The 15,115-nt window shown below is 62.7% G+C and carries 13 protein-coding genes; 5 read left to right on the forward strand and 8 right to left on the reverse strand.

Annotation, left to right across the window (positions count from 1 at the left end; all coding sequences use genetic code 11):
• Nucleotides 1-12 precede the first annotated feature (12 nt).
• Nucleotides 13-1,710 (reverse strand): adenine deaminase, encoded by a 1,698-nt coding sequence (ade, locus tag ASE60_RS22060; RefSeq protein WP_057253014.1) that lies wholly within the window; start codon nt 1,708-1,710, stop codon nt 13-15.
• Between the two features lie 129 nt (nt 1,711-1,839).
• Nucleotides 1,840-3,165: an aspartate aminotransferase family protein gene (locus ASE60_RS22065; RefSeq protein WP_057253017.1), complete on the reverse strand. Its 1,326-nt coding sequence runs from the start codon at nt 3,163-3,165 to the stop codon at nt 1,840-1,842.
• Between the two features lie 275 nt (nt 3,166-3,440).
• Between ASE60_RS22065 and ASE60_RS22070 the strand changes: the two genes are divergently transcribed.
• Nucleotides 3,441-5,693, forward strand: coding sequence for a glycoside hydrolase family 9 protein (locus ASE60_RS22070; protein WP_156414706.1), 2,253 nt, complete (start codon nt 3,441-3,443; stop codon nt 5,691-5,693).
• A gap of 162 nt (nt 5,694-5,855) precedes the next feature.
• Entirely contained in the window at nt 5,856-6,944 is a 1,089-nt protein-coding gene (locus ASE60_RS22075) for a Gfo/Idh/MocA family oxidoreductase (protein ID WP_057254317.1), read from the forward strand.
• A 38-nt stretch (nt 6,945-6,982) separates the two neighbouring features.
• Here the strand turns inward: ASE60_RS22075 and ASE60_RS22080 are convergent, their stop codons facing one another.
• The 6 genes from ASE60_RS22080 to ASE60_RS22105 form a co-directional block, all read right to left on the reverse strand.
• On the reverse strand, nt 6,983-8,017 hold the full coding sequence (locus tag ASE60_RS22080) for a Gfo/Idh/MocA family oxidoreductase (protein WP_057253021.1): 1,035 nt from the start codon (nt 8,015-8,017) through the stop codon (nt 6,983-6,985).
• Between the two features lie 176 nt (nt 8,018-8,193).
• Nucleotides 8,194-8,538 (reverse strand): metalloregulator ArsR/SmtB family transcription factor, encoded by a 345-nt coding sequence (locus tag ASE60_RS22085; protein ID WP_057253023.1) that lies wholly within the window; start codon nt 8,536-8,538, stop codon nt 8,194-8,196.
• A 119-nt stretch (nt 8,539-8,657) separates the two neighbouring features.
• The gene (locus tag ASE60_RS22090; protein WP_057253025.1) at nt 8,658-9,401 is read right to left on the reverse strand and encodes a HugZ family protein; all 744 of its coding nucleotides are present in this window, start codon (nt 9,399-9,401) and stop codon (nt 8,658-8,660) included.
• A gap of 194 nt (nt 9,402-9,595) precedes the next feature.
• Nucleotides 9,596-10,645, reverse strand: a complete 1,050-nt coding sequence (choV, locus tag ASE60_RS22095) for a choline ABC transporter ATP-binding protein (RefSeq protein WP_057253027.1) — start codon at nt 10,643-10,645, stop codon at nt 9,596-9,598.
• Nucleotides 10,642-11,487 carry a choline ABC transporter permease subunit gene (gene choW, locus ASE60_RS22100; protein ID WP_057253029.1) on the reverse strand — a complete coding sequence of 282 codons (846 nt, stop codon included), beginning with the start codon at nt 11,485-11,487 and terminating at the stop codon, nt 10,642-10,644. The genes choV and choW overlap by 4 nt, the downstream gene beginning before the upstream one ends.
• An 82-nt stretch (nt 11,488-11,569) precedes the next feature.
• Nucleotides 11,570-12,526: a choline ABC transporter substrate-binding protein gene (locus tag ASE60_RS22105; RefSeq protein WP_057253031.1), complete on the reverse strand. Its 957-nt coding sequence runs from the start codon at nt 12,524-12,526 to the stop codon at nt 11,570-11,572.
• A gap of 247 nt (nt 12,527-12,773) precedes the next feature.
• On the opposite strand from ASE60_RS22105, the gene ASE60_RS22110 reads away from it, so the two are divergent.
• The 3 genes from ASE60_RS22110 to ASE60_RS22120 all read left to right on the forward strand — a co-directional run bounded on the left by ASE60_RS22110 (nt 12,774) and on the right by ASE60_RS22120 (nt 15,071).
• Nucleotides 12,774-13,361: a thymidine kinase gene (locus ASE60_RS22110; RefSeq protein ID WP_057254319.1), complete on the forward strand. Its 588-nt coding sequence runs from the start codon at nt 12,774-12,776 to the stop codon at nt 13,359-13,361.
• A gap of 68 nt (nt 13,362-13,429) precedes the next feature.
• Nucleotides 13,430-13,816 carry a cytochrome c family protein gene (locus tag ASE60_RS22115; protein ID WP_057254321.1) on the forward strand — a complete coding sequence of 129 codons (387 nt, stop codon included), beginning with the start codon at nt 13,430-13,432 and terminating at the stop codon, nt 13,814-13,816.
• Nucleotides 13,817-13,982: 166 nt separating this feature from the next.
• Complete coding sequence (locus ASE60_RS22120) at nt 13,983-15,071, forward strand: hypothetical protein (RefSeq protein WP_057253033.1); 1,089 nt, start codon at nt 13,983-13,985, stop codon at nt 15,069-15,071.
• Nucleotides 15,072-15,115: the final 44 nt, after the last annotated feature.

Genomic DNA, 15,115 nt, shown 5'->3' on the forward strand with positions numbered 1-15,115 from the left:
CAGGGATGGAACTCACCCGATCAGCATGAACTTGTCGACATCGACCAGTCCGCGGTCGGAGATTTTCAGGTGCGGGATGACCGGCAGCGGCAGGAAGGCGAGTTGCAGGAAGGGTTCCTCCAGCGTCGCGCCAAGGGCGAAAGCGGCGTGGCGCAGGTGATGCAGCGTATCGCGGACGGACTCGTAAGGTTCGAGGCTCATCAGACCCGCGACCGGAAGCGCGATCTCTCCGGTCACCTTGCCGTCCTCGACCACCACGAAGCCGCCCTTGATCTCGCCGAGCCGGTTGGCGGCGATCGCCATGTCCTCGTCATTGACGCCGACGACGCAGATGTTGTGGCTGTCATGACCGACGGTCGAGGCGATCGCGCCCTTCTTCAGCCCAAAACCCTGGACGAAACCGTTGGCGTGGTTGCCGTTGACGCCGTGGCGCTCGATCACCGCGACCTTGATGATATCGCGGCCGAGGTCGAGGCCGGTCTGGTTGCCGACGGCCGGCAGGCGGTAGCGGCGGTGTTCGGTGATGATCTTACCGGGGAGCACGCCGATGACCGACGTATCGCCATCCGAGACGGGGATGCCGAAGGCACTGGCATGGACATGGCCGGCTTTGACGCTGTCGAGGCCGACGGGCTCAACCGGGTTTCGGGTCGCAAACAGCGCATCGGTGACGCGGCGGCCGCCGGAAAACACCGTCTCGGCCTTGCAGTTTTCCAATGTGTCGATCACCACGAGATCGGCGCGCCAGCCGGGCGCGACGAGCCCGCGGTCGCGCAGCCCAAAAGCACGGGCGGCCGAGATCGAGGCGGTGCGGTAGATCGCCAATGGCTCGACGCCGGCGGCGATCGCGGTGCGGATCATGTGGTCGAGATGGCCCTGTTCGGCAATGTCGAGCGGATTGCGGTCATCGGTGCAGAGCGCCAGATGCGGCGACAGGCGCTCGGTGATGATGGGCATCAGCGCGTGCAGATCCTTGGAGACCGAGCCTTCGCGTACCAGGATGTGCATGCCCTTGCGGATCTTCTCCATCGCCTCCTCAGCCGAGGTGCATTCATGGTCGGTGCGGATGCCGGCGGCGAGGTAGCCGTTCAGGTCCTTGCCGGACAGCAGCGGCGCGTGGCCGTCGATATGCGCGCCCTGAAAGGCGTCGAGCTTGGCGAGGCAGACCGGGTCCTTGTGCACGACGCCGGGGAAATTCATGAACTCGGCGAGGCCGATGACTTTTGGATGGTGGCGGAAAGGCAGAAGCCTTTCGATTGGCAGATCGGCGCCCGACGTCTCCAGATGTGTCGCCGGCACGCAGGACGAGAGCTGGACGCGGATGTCCATGATCGTTTCGAGCGCCGAATCGAGGAAGAACTGGATGCCTTCGGTACCGAGCACGTTTGCGATCTCGTGCGGGTCGCAGACGACGGTCGTGATGCCGAGCGGCAGGACGCAGCGGTCGAATTCATGCGGTGTCACGAGCGAAGATTCGATGTGCAAATGCGTGTCGATGAAGCCGGGCACGACGATGCGGCCGGAAATGTCGATTTCCTCGCGTCCGTCGTAGTTGCCGAAGGTGCCGACGATGCGGTCACCTGATATCGCGATGTCGGAGGCGACGAGTTCGCCGGTCACGAGGTCGAAGAAGCGCCCACCCTTCAACACGATGTCTGCCGGTTCGCGCCCGACGCCCTGATCGATGTAACGTTCCAGCGCTTCGGACATGAGGCAACTCCAGTTTTCTTTGGCGCCCGGTGCGATCGGTGTGATCGCGCCCAGGTTCGATGTGGCAGATAAGAGTAACCCTTCCCCCGTCGCCGGGGAAAGGGTCAAGATCGTTGGCGGTCAGCCTGCTCAGATGTTGCTGTTGAGAACGGCGCGCAGCTTGCCGAAGAGTTCGTCGATCTGCGCCTTGGTGATGATCAGCGGCGGCGACAGGGCGATGATGTCGCCGGTGGTGCGGATCAAGAGGCCGCTCTCATAGGCCTTGAGGAAAGCCGAGAAGGCGCGCTTGGTTGGTTCGCCGGCGATCGGCTGCAGTTCGATCGCGCCGATCAGGCCGAGATTGCGGATGTCGATGACATTCGGGCAGTCCTTCAGCGAGTGCAGGCCCTCTTCCCAGTAAGGGGCGAGTTCGGCGGCGCGGGTGAGCAGGCCTTCTTCCTTGTAGGTGTCGAGCGTGCCAAGCGCGGCGGCGCAGGCGATCGGGTTGCCGGAATAGGTGTAGCCGTGGAAGAACTCGATCATGTGCTCCGGGCCATTCATGAAGGCATCATGGATCTCGGAGGTGACGAAGACGGCGCCCATCGGGATGACGCCGTTGGTGAGGCCCTTGGCCGTGGTGATGATGTCGGGCTTGACGTCGAAATACTGCGCGGCAAACGGCGTGCCGAGGCGGCCGAACCCGGTGATGACTTCATCGAAGATCAACAGGATGCCGTGTTTGGTGCAGATGTCGCGGAGTTTCTGCAGGTAGCCCTTCGGCGGGATCAGCACGCCGGTGGAGCCGGCCACCGGTTCGACGATGACGGCGGCGATGGTCGAGGCGTCGTGCAGCGTGACGATGCGTTCGAGCTCGGTCGCGAGATCGCCGCCATGTTCCGGTTCGCCGCGGGTAAAGGCGTTCTGCGCCGGCAGGTGCGTGTGCGGCATGTGGTCGACGCCGGTCAGAAGCGTGCCGAACATCTTGCGGTTGGAGACGATGCCGCCGACCGAGATGCCGCCGAAGTTGACGCCGTGATAGCCGCGCTCGCGGCCGATCAGGCGGAAGCGCGAGCCGTCGCCCTTGGCGCGGTGGTAGGCGAGCGCGACCTTCAGCGCCGTATCGACCGATTCCGAACCGGAGTTGGTATAGAGAACATGGTTCATGCCTTCGGGCGCGATATCCACCAGGCGATTTGCGAGCTCGAAGGCCTTGGGGTGGCCGAGCTGGAAGGCCGGCGCATAGTCGAGCTCGCCCGCCTGCTCGCGGATCGCCTCGGTGATCTTCGGGCGACAATGGCCCGCGTTGACGCACCACAGACCTGCCGTTCCGTCCAGAACCGTCCGACCGTCATGGGTCGTGTAGTGCATGTCCTTGGCGCCGACGAACAGGCGCGGTTCCTTCTTGAACTGCCGGTTCGCGGTGAACGGCATCCAGAAGGCGCGCAGATCGTTCGGGGTGTTGAGACGGTTCGACATTGCAGTTCTCCTCGGTCTGTTCTTCGTCAGGCGGCGTCCGCCGCCTGAATTTTTTACCCTTTGGTCAAACTATCAGCGCCCCGGGACGCGTCAAGCCTCGGAAGCCCCGCACAGAGAGCCTTTGGGGTGGCGAATTTTTGTCTTCTGACTGGAAATTTTCTCTAGCTTAACTTGTTTGCGGCAACGCTGCGTTGCCATGCCTTGCCGGGCCCATGGCCGCCCGTGAATGGGTATGCGCCCCCCGCGGCCCGGCCTGACCAATCGGGAGCTGGGACGTGTCGAGGTTCGGGATAGTACACGCGGCAATTGCGGCGCTCTTCCTGCCAGCTCCGGCAGTCGCTGCCGGACTGATCGCCGACGGTCGCTTTGAAAAGGGGCAGGACACGTTCTGGGCGAGCGACGGGTTGACCCTCCAGCGGGAGGGTGGGCTGCTCTGCGTGGAGGTCCAGGGCGGTGGAGAAGTCTGGAGCCAGATCGTCGGCGTCAATGGATTGACGCTGGTGCCCGGGCGCATCTATCGCCTGTCGCTGAGGATTGCCGCCAAGCCGGCGCGGGCGATCGCTGTCAGGGTGCAGCGGGCCGCAGATCCCTGGACCGCCGTTGCCGAGTTTACGACGGTGGGGTCGCCGGGCGGCAGTCCGTTCTCCGTGGAGTTTGAGGCAACCGAACCGGATGAGGCGCAACTGGTGCTGCCGCTCGGGGGTGCGGAGGCCGGTCGCATCTGTCTTGATGATGTATCGCTGGTCGCGACCGGCGCCGTGTCACAGGCGGCGAAGCGCGCGACCGAGGGGCCTGCCATTCGCGTCAACCAGCTCGGTTACTTCACCGGCGGTCCGAAGCGCGCGACCTTCATTGCCGATGTGAAGCGCCCCATCGATTTCCAGCTGCTCGACGCCAAGGACAAGGTCGTCGGCAAGGGCAAGACGCAACCAAGCGGTTTCGATCCGATGGCGGGCGTCGAAACGCAGGTCGCGGATTTCTCATCCTTCGCAACGGCTGGCGATGGCTATCGTCTCGTGTCCGGCGATTGGGCGAGTGACCGCTTCTCGATCGGCGACAATCTCTATAACCGTCTGCGCGTCGATGCGCTTTCCTGGTTCTATCCGCAGCGTAGCGGCATCGAGATCAAGGCAGCGATTGCCGGCAAGGCCTACGCCCGGTCCGCGGGCCATGTCGGCGTGGCGCCGAACCAGGGCGATACGGCAGTCTCATGCCTCGACAGCAAGCAGGCCGAGGTGCTTTACGGCGGCTGGTCCTGTTCCTATCGGCTGGACGTTTCCGGCGGCTGGTACGACGCAGGCGACCACGGCAAATACGCGGTGACCGGCGCCCTGTCCGCAGCGCAACTGCTTGCCGCCTACGAGCGCGGGCATGTCTATTTCGCGGCTTCGCCGGTGACGCGCGACGGTCTCTCTCGCATTCCCGAAAACGGCAACGGCATGCCCGACATTCTCGACGAGGCGCGGTGGGAGCTCGAGTTCCTGTTGCGCATGATGGTTCCGGATGGCGAGCCGCTCGCCGGCATGGTGCACCACAAGGTCCACGACACCACCTGGACCGCGCCGCCGATGCTGCCGAGCGACGATCCGCAGCCGCGGGCGCTTTACCGCCCGTCGACTGCCGCAACGCTCGATGTCGCAGCCGTCGCGGCTCAGGGCGCCCGGCTTTTCGCCGATCAGAATCCGACGTTCTCGGCACGGCTGCTCGCGGCTGCGCGCAAGGCGTGGGTGGCGGCCAACGCCAATCCCGCACTCCTTGCGCCAAAATCGGACGGACTTGCCGGTGGTGGCGACTACGACGATGACAGCATTTCGGACGAGCTCTTCTGGGCGGCGACCGAGCTCTATCTGACGACCGGTGACGAGCCCTATCTCGATGTGCTGCGGGCGTCGCCGCTTTGGGCGGCGGATACGCTGTCTCCCGCCGGCGCCTTCGATTGGCGCAACGTCGCAGGCTTCGCGCGACTGCAACTGGCCCTCTATGGTACGGGCTTGCCGGACGACGAGCGTGAACTGATCCGAAACGCGGTGCTTGCGGCAGCGCGGCATTTCCTGTCGGTGCAGCAAGCAGAGCCCTTCGGGCTCGTCTACCGACCCGAGGGCAGACGCTACGACTGGGGATCGAACCAGCTGATGCTGCAGAACATCATCGTGTTGTCGGCCGCTTTCGATCTCTCCGGCGAGAAGAGCTTTCTCGATGGTGCGCGCGAGGGCATGGATTACATTCTCGGCCGCAATGCCATGGCACTGTCCTACGTCACAGGCTATGGCACCCGCGCGCCCAGGAACCAGCACAGTCGCTGGTATGCGCACCAGCGGGACCCGCAACTGCCGAACCCGCCGGTTGGCTCTCTCGCCGGCGGTCCGAATTCCACCTTCGTCGATGACGTCGCACGGCAACACCTGAAGGGATGTGCGCCGCAGACGTGTTATGCCGACGACATCGAAGCCTATGGATCCAATGAAATCGCCATCAACTGGAATGCGCCGCTCGCCTATGTTGCCTCGTTCCTTGCCGATGCGCGCTAGAGTATTTCACTATTTCATTGAAACAGTGAAATACTCTAACTGTTTGAAATTACGCAATTCCGGACGGAAAACCGTTTCACACTTTTCCTGGAATTGCGCTAGGAGACTGAAAGCGTGACCGGAATAGCCTTTGTCGGAACCGGCTTCGTCGCCGACTATTACATGACGACGCTTGCCAATCATCCGCAACTCCGGCTTGTCGGCGTCTGGGATCGCGACGCGGTGCGTCTCGACGCCTTTGCGCGCTACTGGAAGGTTTCGCCCTATGCCTCGCTGGATGCGGTGCTCGCCGATCCTACCGTCTCGATCGTCGTCAATCTGACGACGCCGGAAAGCCATTACGCGGTCAACCGCGCCGCTCTCACCGCCGGCAAGCACGTCTATTGCGAGAAGCCGCTGGCGATGACCGTGGAGGAGGCGAGCGAACTGGTCGCGCTTGCCCGCGAGCGTGCTCTGGTGCTTGCCGGCGCGCCGGCCAATGGCCTTAGCGATGCGCAGGCGCTCTGTGCGAGCCTGCTTGCGGCTGGGACCATCGGCACGCCACGTCTGGTCTATGCCGAGATGGAGGATGGGCCGGTCTTCAAGGCGAACTGGCGCGCTTGGCGCAGCCGCTCGGGCGCCCGCTGGCCGGGCGTGCACGAGTTCGAGGTTGGCTGCACGCTCGAGCACGCGGGCTACGCCGCAAGCTGGCTCGTCTCGCTCTTCGGGCCGGTCGCCGAGGTCAGCGCCATTTCGGCCCTGACCTTTCCGGACAAAGGCCCGGGAACCGAGACGCTGACGCTCGGCCCTGATTTCTCGGTGGGTTGCCTGAAGTTCCGCTCGGGCGTGACGGCGCGCGTCACCTGCGGCCTGGCGGCACCGCGCGACCGGTCGCTGACTGTTATCGGCGACAAGGGCACGATCGTGGTGCGGGATCTCTGGGACAATCGCTCGCCCGTTCATGTCGAAGCGGTCGGCGCCAAGCGCTCGTTGATGCATCGCGGTCTCGACTGGCTGGAATGGAAGATGGGGCGCAAGCTGCCCATCCGGCTCTACCCCGGTATGAGGGTGCGCTACCCCAAGACATCGTCAGCGCCGGCGCTTCCGGCCTTTCCGTCGCAGATCGATTTCGTGCGGGGGATCGCAGTCCAGGCGGATGCGATTGCGCAGGGCGAAACGCCATTCTTCTCCGGTGCGACGGCGCGGCATCTGACCGAGGTCGTGCTCGCGCTCAACAGCGGCGCGCGGGACTATCGTCCGCTCGATCTCTAGGCGTTTTCCGAAGGCGCTGCCCGCGTAAGGGCAGGCGTTCAGGCCACGGGTGCCTTGGCGCGGATCGTCTCGATAATTTCCAGAGCTTCGATACTGCGTGAAAGCGGCATCAGCGCATGCTCGCGCCGGCCGTCCAGGATGGCCGCGCTGGCGGCCTCGATCTCGAATTGCAGGCCGTTGCCGGGAAACGCATGGTCGAAGCGTTTGAGACCGGGCAGGGGGATCCGCCGCGCAGCCCTGAAAAACGCTTCCCCCGTCGATGTCAGCAGGTTGCGTGCCGGGGCGCTGGTGGCGACGAACAGGCGGCTTGCCTTCAGGAACGGCGCGTCGATGACGAGCGTACCGCGATCGCCGTCGATGACGAAGCGATTGTGGCCGTTTCGATCGAAACCGCACCTCAGGTCAGCATCGAAGCCGTCATAGGCCAGCCTGGCGTCTGCCGAGACATCGACGCCGGTGGGCGCGCTTCTCCAAGTGCCGCCAATGGACTTCGGCTGGCCGAAGAGGTTCAGGCAAAGTGCGATCGGATAGATGCCGAGATCGAGCAGGGAACCGCCGCCCAGGGCCGGATCGAAGAAGCGGCTGTTCGCGTCGAACGGTTTCTCATAGGCAAGTTCCGCCCGGACATGGCGGATGGTTCCGAGCCTCTCTGCACGCAGGCGTGCGCGAACCTCGGCGATTGCCGGCAGGAAGCAGGTCCACAGCGCTTCCATCGCGAAGGTGCCGCTGATGGCGGCTGCGTCTTCAAGGGCGCGCGCGTCGGCGACCGATGTCGTCAGCGGCTTCTCGACCAGCACCGCCTTGCCGGCCGCGAGGAAGAGGGCGGCATGGTCGCGATGGAGCGCATTGGGCGAGGCGATGTAGACCGCGTCGATGTCGGGGGCGGCGGCGAGCGCGCCGATATCGTGAGAGCTGCGGATTCCGCCGAAGCGTGTGGCGAAAGCCGCGGCGTTCGAAGCGCTGCGGGATGAGACCGCGACAAGCGTCGCGTTACCCGCGAAGCGGAAATCCGATGCAAAACTGTTTGCGATTGTGCCGGTTCCGGCAATACCCCAACGGACCTTGTCACGCATTCCCTTGTGTCCGTTGCTCCGGCCGACCCTGCTGCGGCGCATGGTGCCGCCGAAGTCTCAAGGCTCGGTAAACGTCCGTGGAGAAGCCGGATGTGGTGGCGCCCTGCTGAAAAGAATAAGCCCCGCGCGATTTCTCGTGTGGGGCTGTTCGACGGGTTCGCAGAGCGAACCGAATATCAGGCCGACTTGCGGACCGGAGTTTTTTCTGCGGTGACGATCGGTTCGTCGCCGTAGATTTGGTTGAGCGTGCCTAGAATCCGCATCACTGCGTCGGATGAGCTCGAATAATAGATCGTCTGCGCATCGCGGCGGGTGCTGACGAGATTCTGGGCACGGAGCTTCGAAAGATGCTGGGAGAGAGCCGACTGGCTCAGCCCAACCTTGTTGGCCAATGCGCCGACTGCCATCTCTTCCTTGACGAGGGAATCGAGGATGAGAAGGCGCTTAGGGTTTGCCATGGCCGAGAGGAAACCGGCTGCTACCTCGGCTTCATCGTGTTTTTCAGGCGAAAGTGGCTGCATTGCGTGCTCCATGCGAAAAGTACATCACGCGTAATTATGGTTGACGAAGCATGATAATTAGTCGTGATGCATAAAAGGGCAACCACCCACTGCAAGAAATGGGGGTAGCTATCCCGCGATTAACCGTAAAGTTCACGCAAAATTGCCCGTAAATTGGAACTGTCTTCGATAGGTGCCGGGAATTCAAGGCGTTTCAGCCGATCGCCATCTGCAAGATCGAGGCCGGCGGCGTCGATCCCGACGATCTTCCAATTGCCTTCCGGCGCATTGCAGAGCTTGACCGCATAGTGCTGCACGGCGTCCGAATGATCCGTGTTCATGTGCTCGATTGCGCTCGCTTCCTTGGCGGCGAGCGAGGCGATGGCGGGTGTGTCGATCAGCAGATCTTCCGCGGTCAACACATAGGCGCGACCGAAACCGCCGTTGAGGCTGGCGCGCAAGGGCTTCAGCCGGAAGAAGCCGAAATCGGGGAAATCGACGTAGAGTTTCGACTTGGGGTGACGGCGAACGAATCGCTCGCGGATGCGCACATGGGTTTCACTGTCGCGAGCGACCTGTTCGGCCGTGCATTGCACCGTGAGGCGGGGATGGGCGAGCGGATCGCCCTTGCCGGGCTCGCCGGTCAGCAACGAGGCCCTGATATCGGCGAGCAGCGCCTGGGTGTGGGTGGACAGCTTCGAGATCAGGATGACGGGTACGCCGTCGACATCCATGCCGACAAGAACGCGGCTAACGAAGGGAAAGCCGCCGCTCTCGGGTTCGATCGCCGCGAGCGAAGCGCTGCGCGCGCCGCGCAGAAGCGTGCGGGCGAGGGTGCGGGCCTCGTCATCGGTGTCGCGCAATACGCTCGGCTTGTCGCTCATGTCTTTGAACCTTTCCTGCCATGCTATCATCGCCTACAGCGCCGCGCGTCTTATCAGACGCGCAAAGGTCGCTGTAGCACTTTGAATGACCGCATGTTTTTATCCTGAAATCGGCTAGGATTTAAGGAAACATGCAATGACGAAAAAGCCCGGAGCGGTGCTCCGGGCTTTTATTGGCTTGCTGAGCGGCTTCGTCAACTTTTGTTGCGGTGGCGCGTCAATCCTTGAACGATATCCTGGGCATCGATGGTGCCCACGACGGAGCCGTTGTCGACAACCCCGATGCTGCCCGGCTGGCGGGACATGGCGTCGAGAATATCGACGAGCGGTGTCGTCGGCTTGGCGGTGGCGGTCACGCCGGCAACGGTCGCGCCGCGCTGGACGCCGGTCTGCATCACGTCCTTCGCCATCAGCATGGTGATCGGGTTCATGTGCTGAACGAAATCCGCGACATACTGGTTGGCCGGATTCTTGACGATATCCTGCGGCGTGCCGCACTGGATGATGCGTCCGCCTTCCATGATGGCGATGCGGTTGCCGATGCGGAACGCCTCGTCGAGGTCGTGGCTGACGAAGATGATGGTCTTCTTCAGCCGCCGCTGGAACTCGAGCAGTTCGTCCTGCAGTCGGGTGCGGATCAGCGGGTCGAGGGCCGAGAACGGCTCGTCCATCAACAGGATCGGTGCGCCGGTGGCAAAGGCGCGGGCGAGGCCGACGCGCTGCTGCATGCCGCCCGAAAGCTCATTGACCTTGCGCCCCGCCCATTTCGTCAGGTTGACGAGGTCGAGCTGTTCGCCGACACGCGCCTTGCGCTCGGCGTCCGGCATGCCGGCAAGCTCGAGGCCGAAGCCGACATTGTCGGCAACTGTGCGCCAGGGTAGCAGAGCAAACTGCTGGAACACCATCGAGACCGTGTGCATGCGAAAGTCGCGCAGCGATTTCGCATTGGTCCGGTAGGGATTGAGCGGCCCGTTCGAGGTCTTCACCTCGACGTCGCCGCGCACCACCGGCGCAAGGCCGTTGACGGCGCGAAGCAGCGTCGACTTGCCGGAGCCCGAAAGCCCCATCAGCACCAGGATCTCGCCCTCGGTGATTTCGAGCGAGGCGCCTGCGACGCCGAGCACGAGGCCGGTTTCGGCACCGATCTCGTCGCGGGTCTTGCCCTGGTCGACCATCTGCAGCGCGATCTGCGGGTTGTTGCCGAAGATGATATCGACGTTCTTGAATACGACGGCGGTGGTCATGCGCCTTCTCCTTCGTCGGACGAGCGGAAAAGGCGGTCGAGGATGATCGCCAGGATGACGATGCAGAGGCCGGCTTCGAAGCCCTTGGCGACATTCACCGAGTTCAGGGCTCGCAAGACCGGAACGCCAAGGCCGTTGGCGCCGACGAGGGCGGCGATAACCACCATCGACAGCGACAGCATGATCGTCTGGGTGAGGCCGGCCATGATCTGAGGCATGGCGAAGGGCAGTTCCACCTTGCGCAGCACCTGGCCGGGCGTTGCGCCGAAGGCCTGGGCGGCCTCGACCAGCGACGGCGGCGTCGAGATGATGCCGAGGCGGGTCAGGCGGATCGGCGCAGGGATCGCGAAGATCACGGTGGCGATAAGGCCGGGAACCATGCCGAGACCGAAGAGGATCAGCGCAGGGATCAGGTAAACGAAGGTCGGGATCGTCTGCATCAGGTCGAGGATCGGCCGCATGATGGCATAGATCCAGGCGCGACGGGCAGCGGCAATGCCGAGCGGAACGCCGACGGCCATGCTGACGAAGCTGGCGGCGAGCACCAGAGCCAACGTTTCCGTCGTTTCCTTCCAGTAGCCCTGGTTGATGATCAGCAGCAGGCCAAGGCCGGTGAACAGCGTTACGCCGATCGAGCGACGGAACCACCAGGCAGCCGCCGTGATTACGGCAACGACGATCAGCGGGTGCGGGGTCTGGAGAATCCAGAGCAGCACGGCGACAACGCCGGAGAGGAAGCGAGCGAGCTGGTCGAAGAACAGCTCGAAATTCGTCGTCAGCCAGTCGACGAATGCCTTGGCCCAGCCGCCAATGGGGATGCGGTTATCGGTCAGATATTCCACGAAGGTAAATCCGTCTCGTCAGGTCAAAAGGAGCGCATGACGCGGTGAAAAAAGGCGGGGTTTTTCCCCGCCTCGATGCCGATCAGAGGCCAAGAGCGGCCTTGACCGCGGCCAGGCCATCGCCGCCGTCCTTGGCGGTCACACCGGCAAGCCACGGATCGACGACCGTCGGATTGGCCTTCAGCCATTCCTCGGCAGCCTTGTCCGGCTCCTGCCCGTCGTTCAGGATCTTGCCCATGATCTCGTTTTCCATCTGGAGCGAGAACTTGAGGTTGGTGAGCAGCTTGCCGACGTTCGGGCACTCGGTGGTGTAGCCGGCGCGCACGTTGGTGAAGACTTCCGCGCCGCCAAAGTTGGCGCCGAAGATGTCGTCGCCGCCCGAAAGATAGGTCAGCTTGAAGTTGGCGTTCATCGGATGCGGTTCCCATCCGAGGAAGACGATCGGCGAGCCATCCTTTTCGGCGCGGGACACCTGCGCCAGCATGCCCTGTTCGGAGGATTCGACCACCTCGAAGCCCTTGAGGCCGAAGGTGTCCTTGTCGACCATGTCGATGATCAGGCGGTTGCCGTCATTGCCGGGCTCGATGCCGTAGATCTTGCCTTCAAGCGCGTCCTTCTTGGTGGCGATATCCTTGAAATCCTTGATGCCGAGCTCAGCGCCCTTGGCGTTGGTCGCCAGCGTGTACTTGGCGCCGACCAGGTTCGGCCCGAAGGATTCGACCGACTTGTCGTCGAGATAGGGGCGAACGTCGTTTTCCTGGGTCGGCATCCAGTTGCCGAGGAAGACGTCGATGTCCTTGTTCTTGAGCGAGGTGTAGGTGACCGGAACCGAGAGAACCTTGATGTCGGTCTGGTAGCCGAGGCCCTTGAGGACGGTGGAAACGGTCGCGGTGGTTGCAGTGATGTCCGTCCAACCGACGTCGGAGAAACGGACGGTACCACAGCTTTCCGGCTCGGCAGCTGCAGCCTGTCCAGCGGCGAGGGCGACGACCGAAACGGCGCCCGCCAGCATCAGTTTGAGAGAGAGTCGTTTTTTCATCGTTGTCGTTCCCCTGCCTCTATTATTGTTTTAGCCAAACACCATTGGATAGCGAATTCAAGCGCTTTGATGTCGAAGGAAGTGTATTGCGTCAATATGCTGAGGGGGTGCACGATGCGACGCTGAATGTCGCATTGTCCACGAAATGGTCTAGTCCGGCGAAAAACTGTGGGTGCCGCAAACACGCTCTGGCCTTCCGGGACAAGGCTCGTCATTACCCGGGAGACGGAAACCGGACGCGGTGAAGATGGCCAAACTCTATTTCAGCTATGCGACGATGAACGCGGGCAAGAGCACGATGCTGTTGCAGGCCTCCTACAACTACCAGGAGCGCGGCATGCGTGTGGTGATGCTGATCGCTGCGCATGACGACCGGGCAGGGATAGGCCGCATCTCCTCGCGCATCGGTCTTGCCTCCGACGCCATTCCGTTCCATGGCGATGACGACATCTATACGCTGATCGAAACGCTTCATTCCGATGGTGCCGGCGAGATCGCCTGCGTCTTCGTCGACGAGGCGCAGTTCCTCAACGAGGCGCAGGTCTGGCAACTCGCGCGCGTCGCCGACCGGATCGGCATTCCGGTCATGGCCTATGGCCTACGTACGGATTTTCAGGGCAAGTTGTTTCCGGGCTCGATGGCGCTGCTGGCGCTCGCCGACGAGTTGCGCGAGGTGCGCACCATCTGCCATTGCGGCCGCAAGGCGACGATGGTCGTGCGTCTCGATGGTACGGGCAAGGTGGTGCGCGAGGGTGCCCAGGTCGATGTCGGCGGCAACGAGAAATACGTCTCCTATTGCCGGCGCCATTGGGACGACCTGATGCGTTGCGAGTGAGTGCGACCGACTGGCCGCTTGCGGCCGCCTTGCCATTCTCGTCGGGTCCTGTCAGCAAGAGGTTTTCGATGCGGCGCCTGCTTTCCAGTCTTTTCCTCTGTCTTGGTGTCGCAGCTCCGGCTGCCCACGCCGGCGGCGACGCGACGGCGGGTGCCGCGGTGTTCCGCAAGTGCGCGGCCTGTCACACCGCCAGCGAGCCGGTCAATCGCGTCGGCCCGAGCCTGATGGGCGTGGTCGGCCGGCCGGTGGCGTCGGTTGCCGACTACAACTATTCCGAGGCGATGAAGACCTTCGGCGCCGAGGGGCACGTTTGGGACGAGGCGACGCTGAGCGAATATCTCTTGAGCCCCAAGGCGATGGTCGGCGGCACCAAGATGACTTTTCCCGGTCTCAAGAAACCTCAGGACATTGCCGACGTGATCGCCTATCTCAAGGCGCCGCCGGCCGCCAAATAGGCAATGCCTTCGATATCTCAAGCACTTCGCTGCAACGCTTGATCGAAAAAAGCCGCTGCGGAAGGCTTGTTCTCTTTCCATAAACACCCTTTATATAACTGCAATCGAAGGCTGAATAATTCGGCTGGGCTGGCGGATCGCGCCACGATGGATCGAGGGGCAGGACATGGCGACTCTTCAGAATTTTGACGCGGAGATCGAGAAGACGAAAGGCGTCGTCGAACAGATGCGCGGCAAGCTCGAGCAATCCGGTGTCGTGCTGGAGCAATTCGCCAAGGCCGAGACCAAGCTCGGCGACGTCAACTTCGACATCGAGAACGCCCGCATCCAGGATGTGATCAACCAGCAGAAGGTGATGGAAGCCAACATTGCCGACCTGATCATCGGCCTTGAAGATGCGACCAATGTCTTCGGCTCCGAATTCGAGAGCATGAAGAACTATACCGGCTATGAGAAGTTCATCGGCATCTTCTCCAAGCAGAAGATGCAGCGCATGCGCACCGACCGCGTGCGTAACATGTCGCTTGCCGGCAACCTGCAGGAGCTGCTGTCGAAATCCGACATGATCGTCGGCATTCTCAAGGAGCAGAAGTCGATCCTCGACCAGCGCTACAAGACCTCGGAGCAGAGCTTGATCCAGGTGATCGAGCGCCGCAAGGGTACGATGGCGAACCTCGAAGAGGTGCAGAAGCGCATCGAGGAACTGAACCCCCTGCTGCTCGACATCGAAAACCGCATTGCCGCCTCCACGGAGCAGAAGGTCCGCACCGAGCTCGAAGGCGAACGCTCGGCGCTTGCCACCGAATACAACGAGAAGCAGGCCAAGGAACAGGAGCTGCTCGCCGAGAGCCAGACGCTCGAACGCTACACCGCGATGTTCCAGACCTTCGTCGATTCGCTCAACAACCAGATCGCCGCGCAGAACACGCTGATCAACAAGCTGACGATCGATACCGAACAGCGCATCGTGCTCTACAAGGCGCTGGAAGACTCCTTGAAGACGGCTGCCCAGCAGGATGTCGCCCACAAGATCAACACGCTCGGCAGCCAGGTCGACACCGCCGCCGAAGAGACGATGGCCGGCATCGGTGCCGCTGCGCAGCGCCATATCGGCGATCTCCTCGAAATGCATGAAAAGAACATGCTTTCGACGCAGGATATCCAGCGCCGCAAGAAGCTGGCGGACGACGCCTTTGCCCGTCGCTTCCAGGCTGTCATGGACAAGCACAACACTGCCAACTACGTGAAGCAGTGATCGGCAGGCGAATGATCGGAACCGAGTTTGCCGTCTGGCACGCG

This window comes from Ensifer sp. Root278 (assembly GCF_001429285.1).
Lineage (GTDB): Bacteria > Pseudomonadota > Alphaproteobacteria > Rhizobiales > Rhizobiaceae > Ensifer.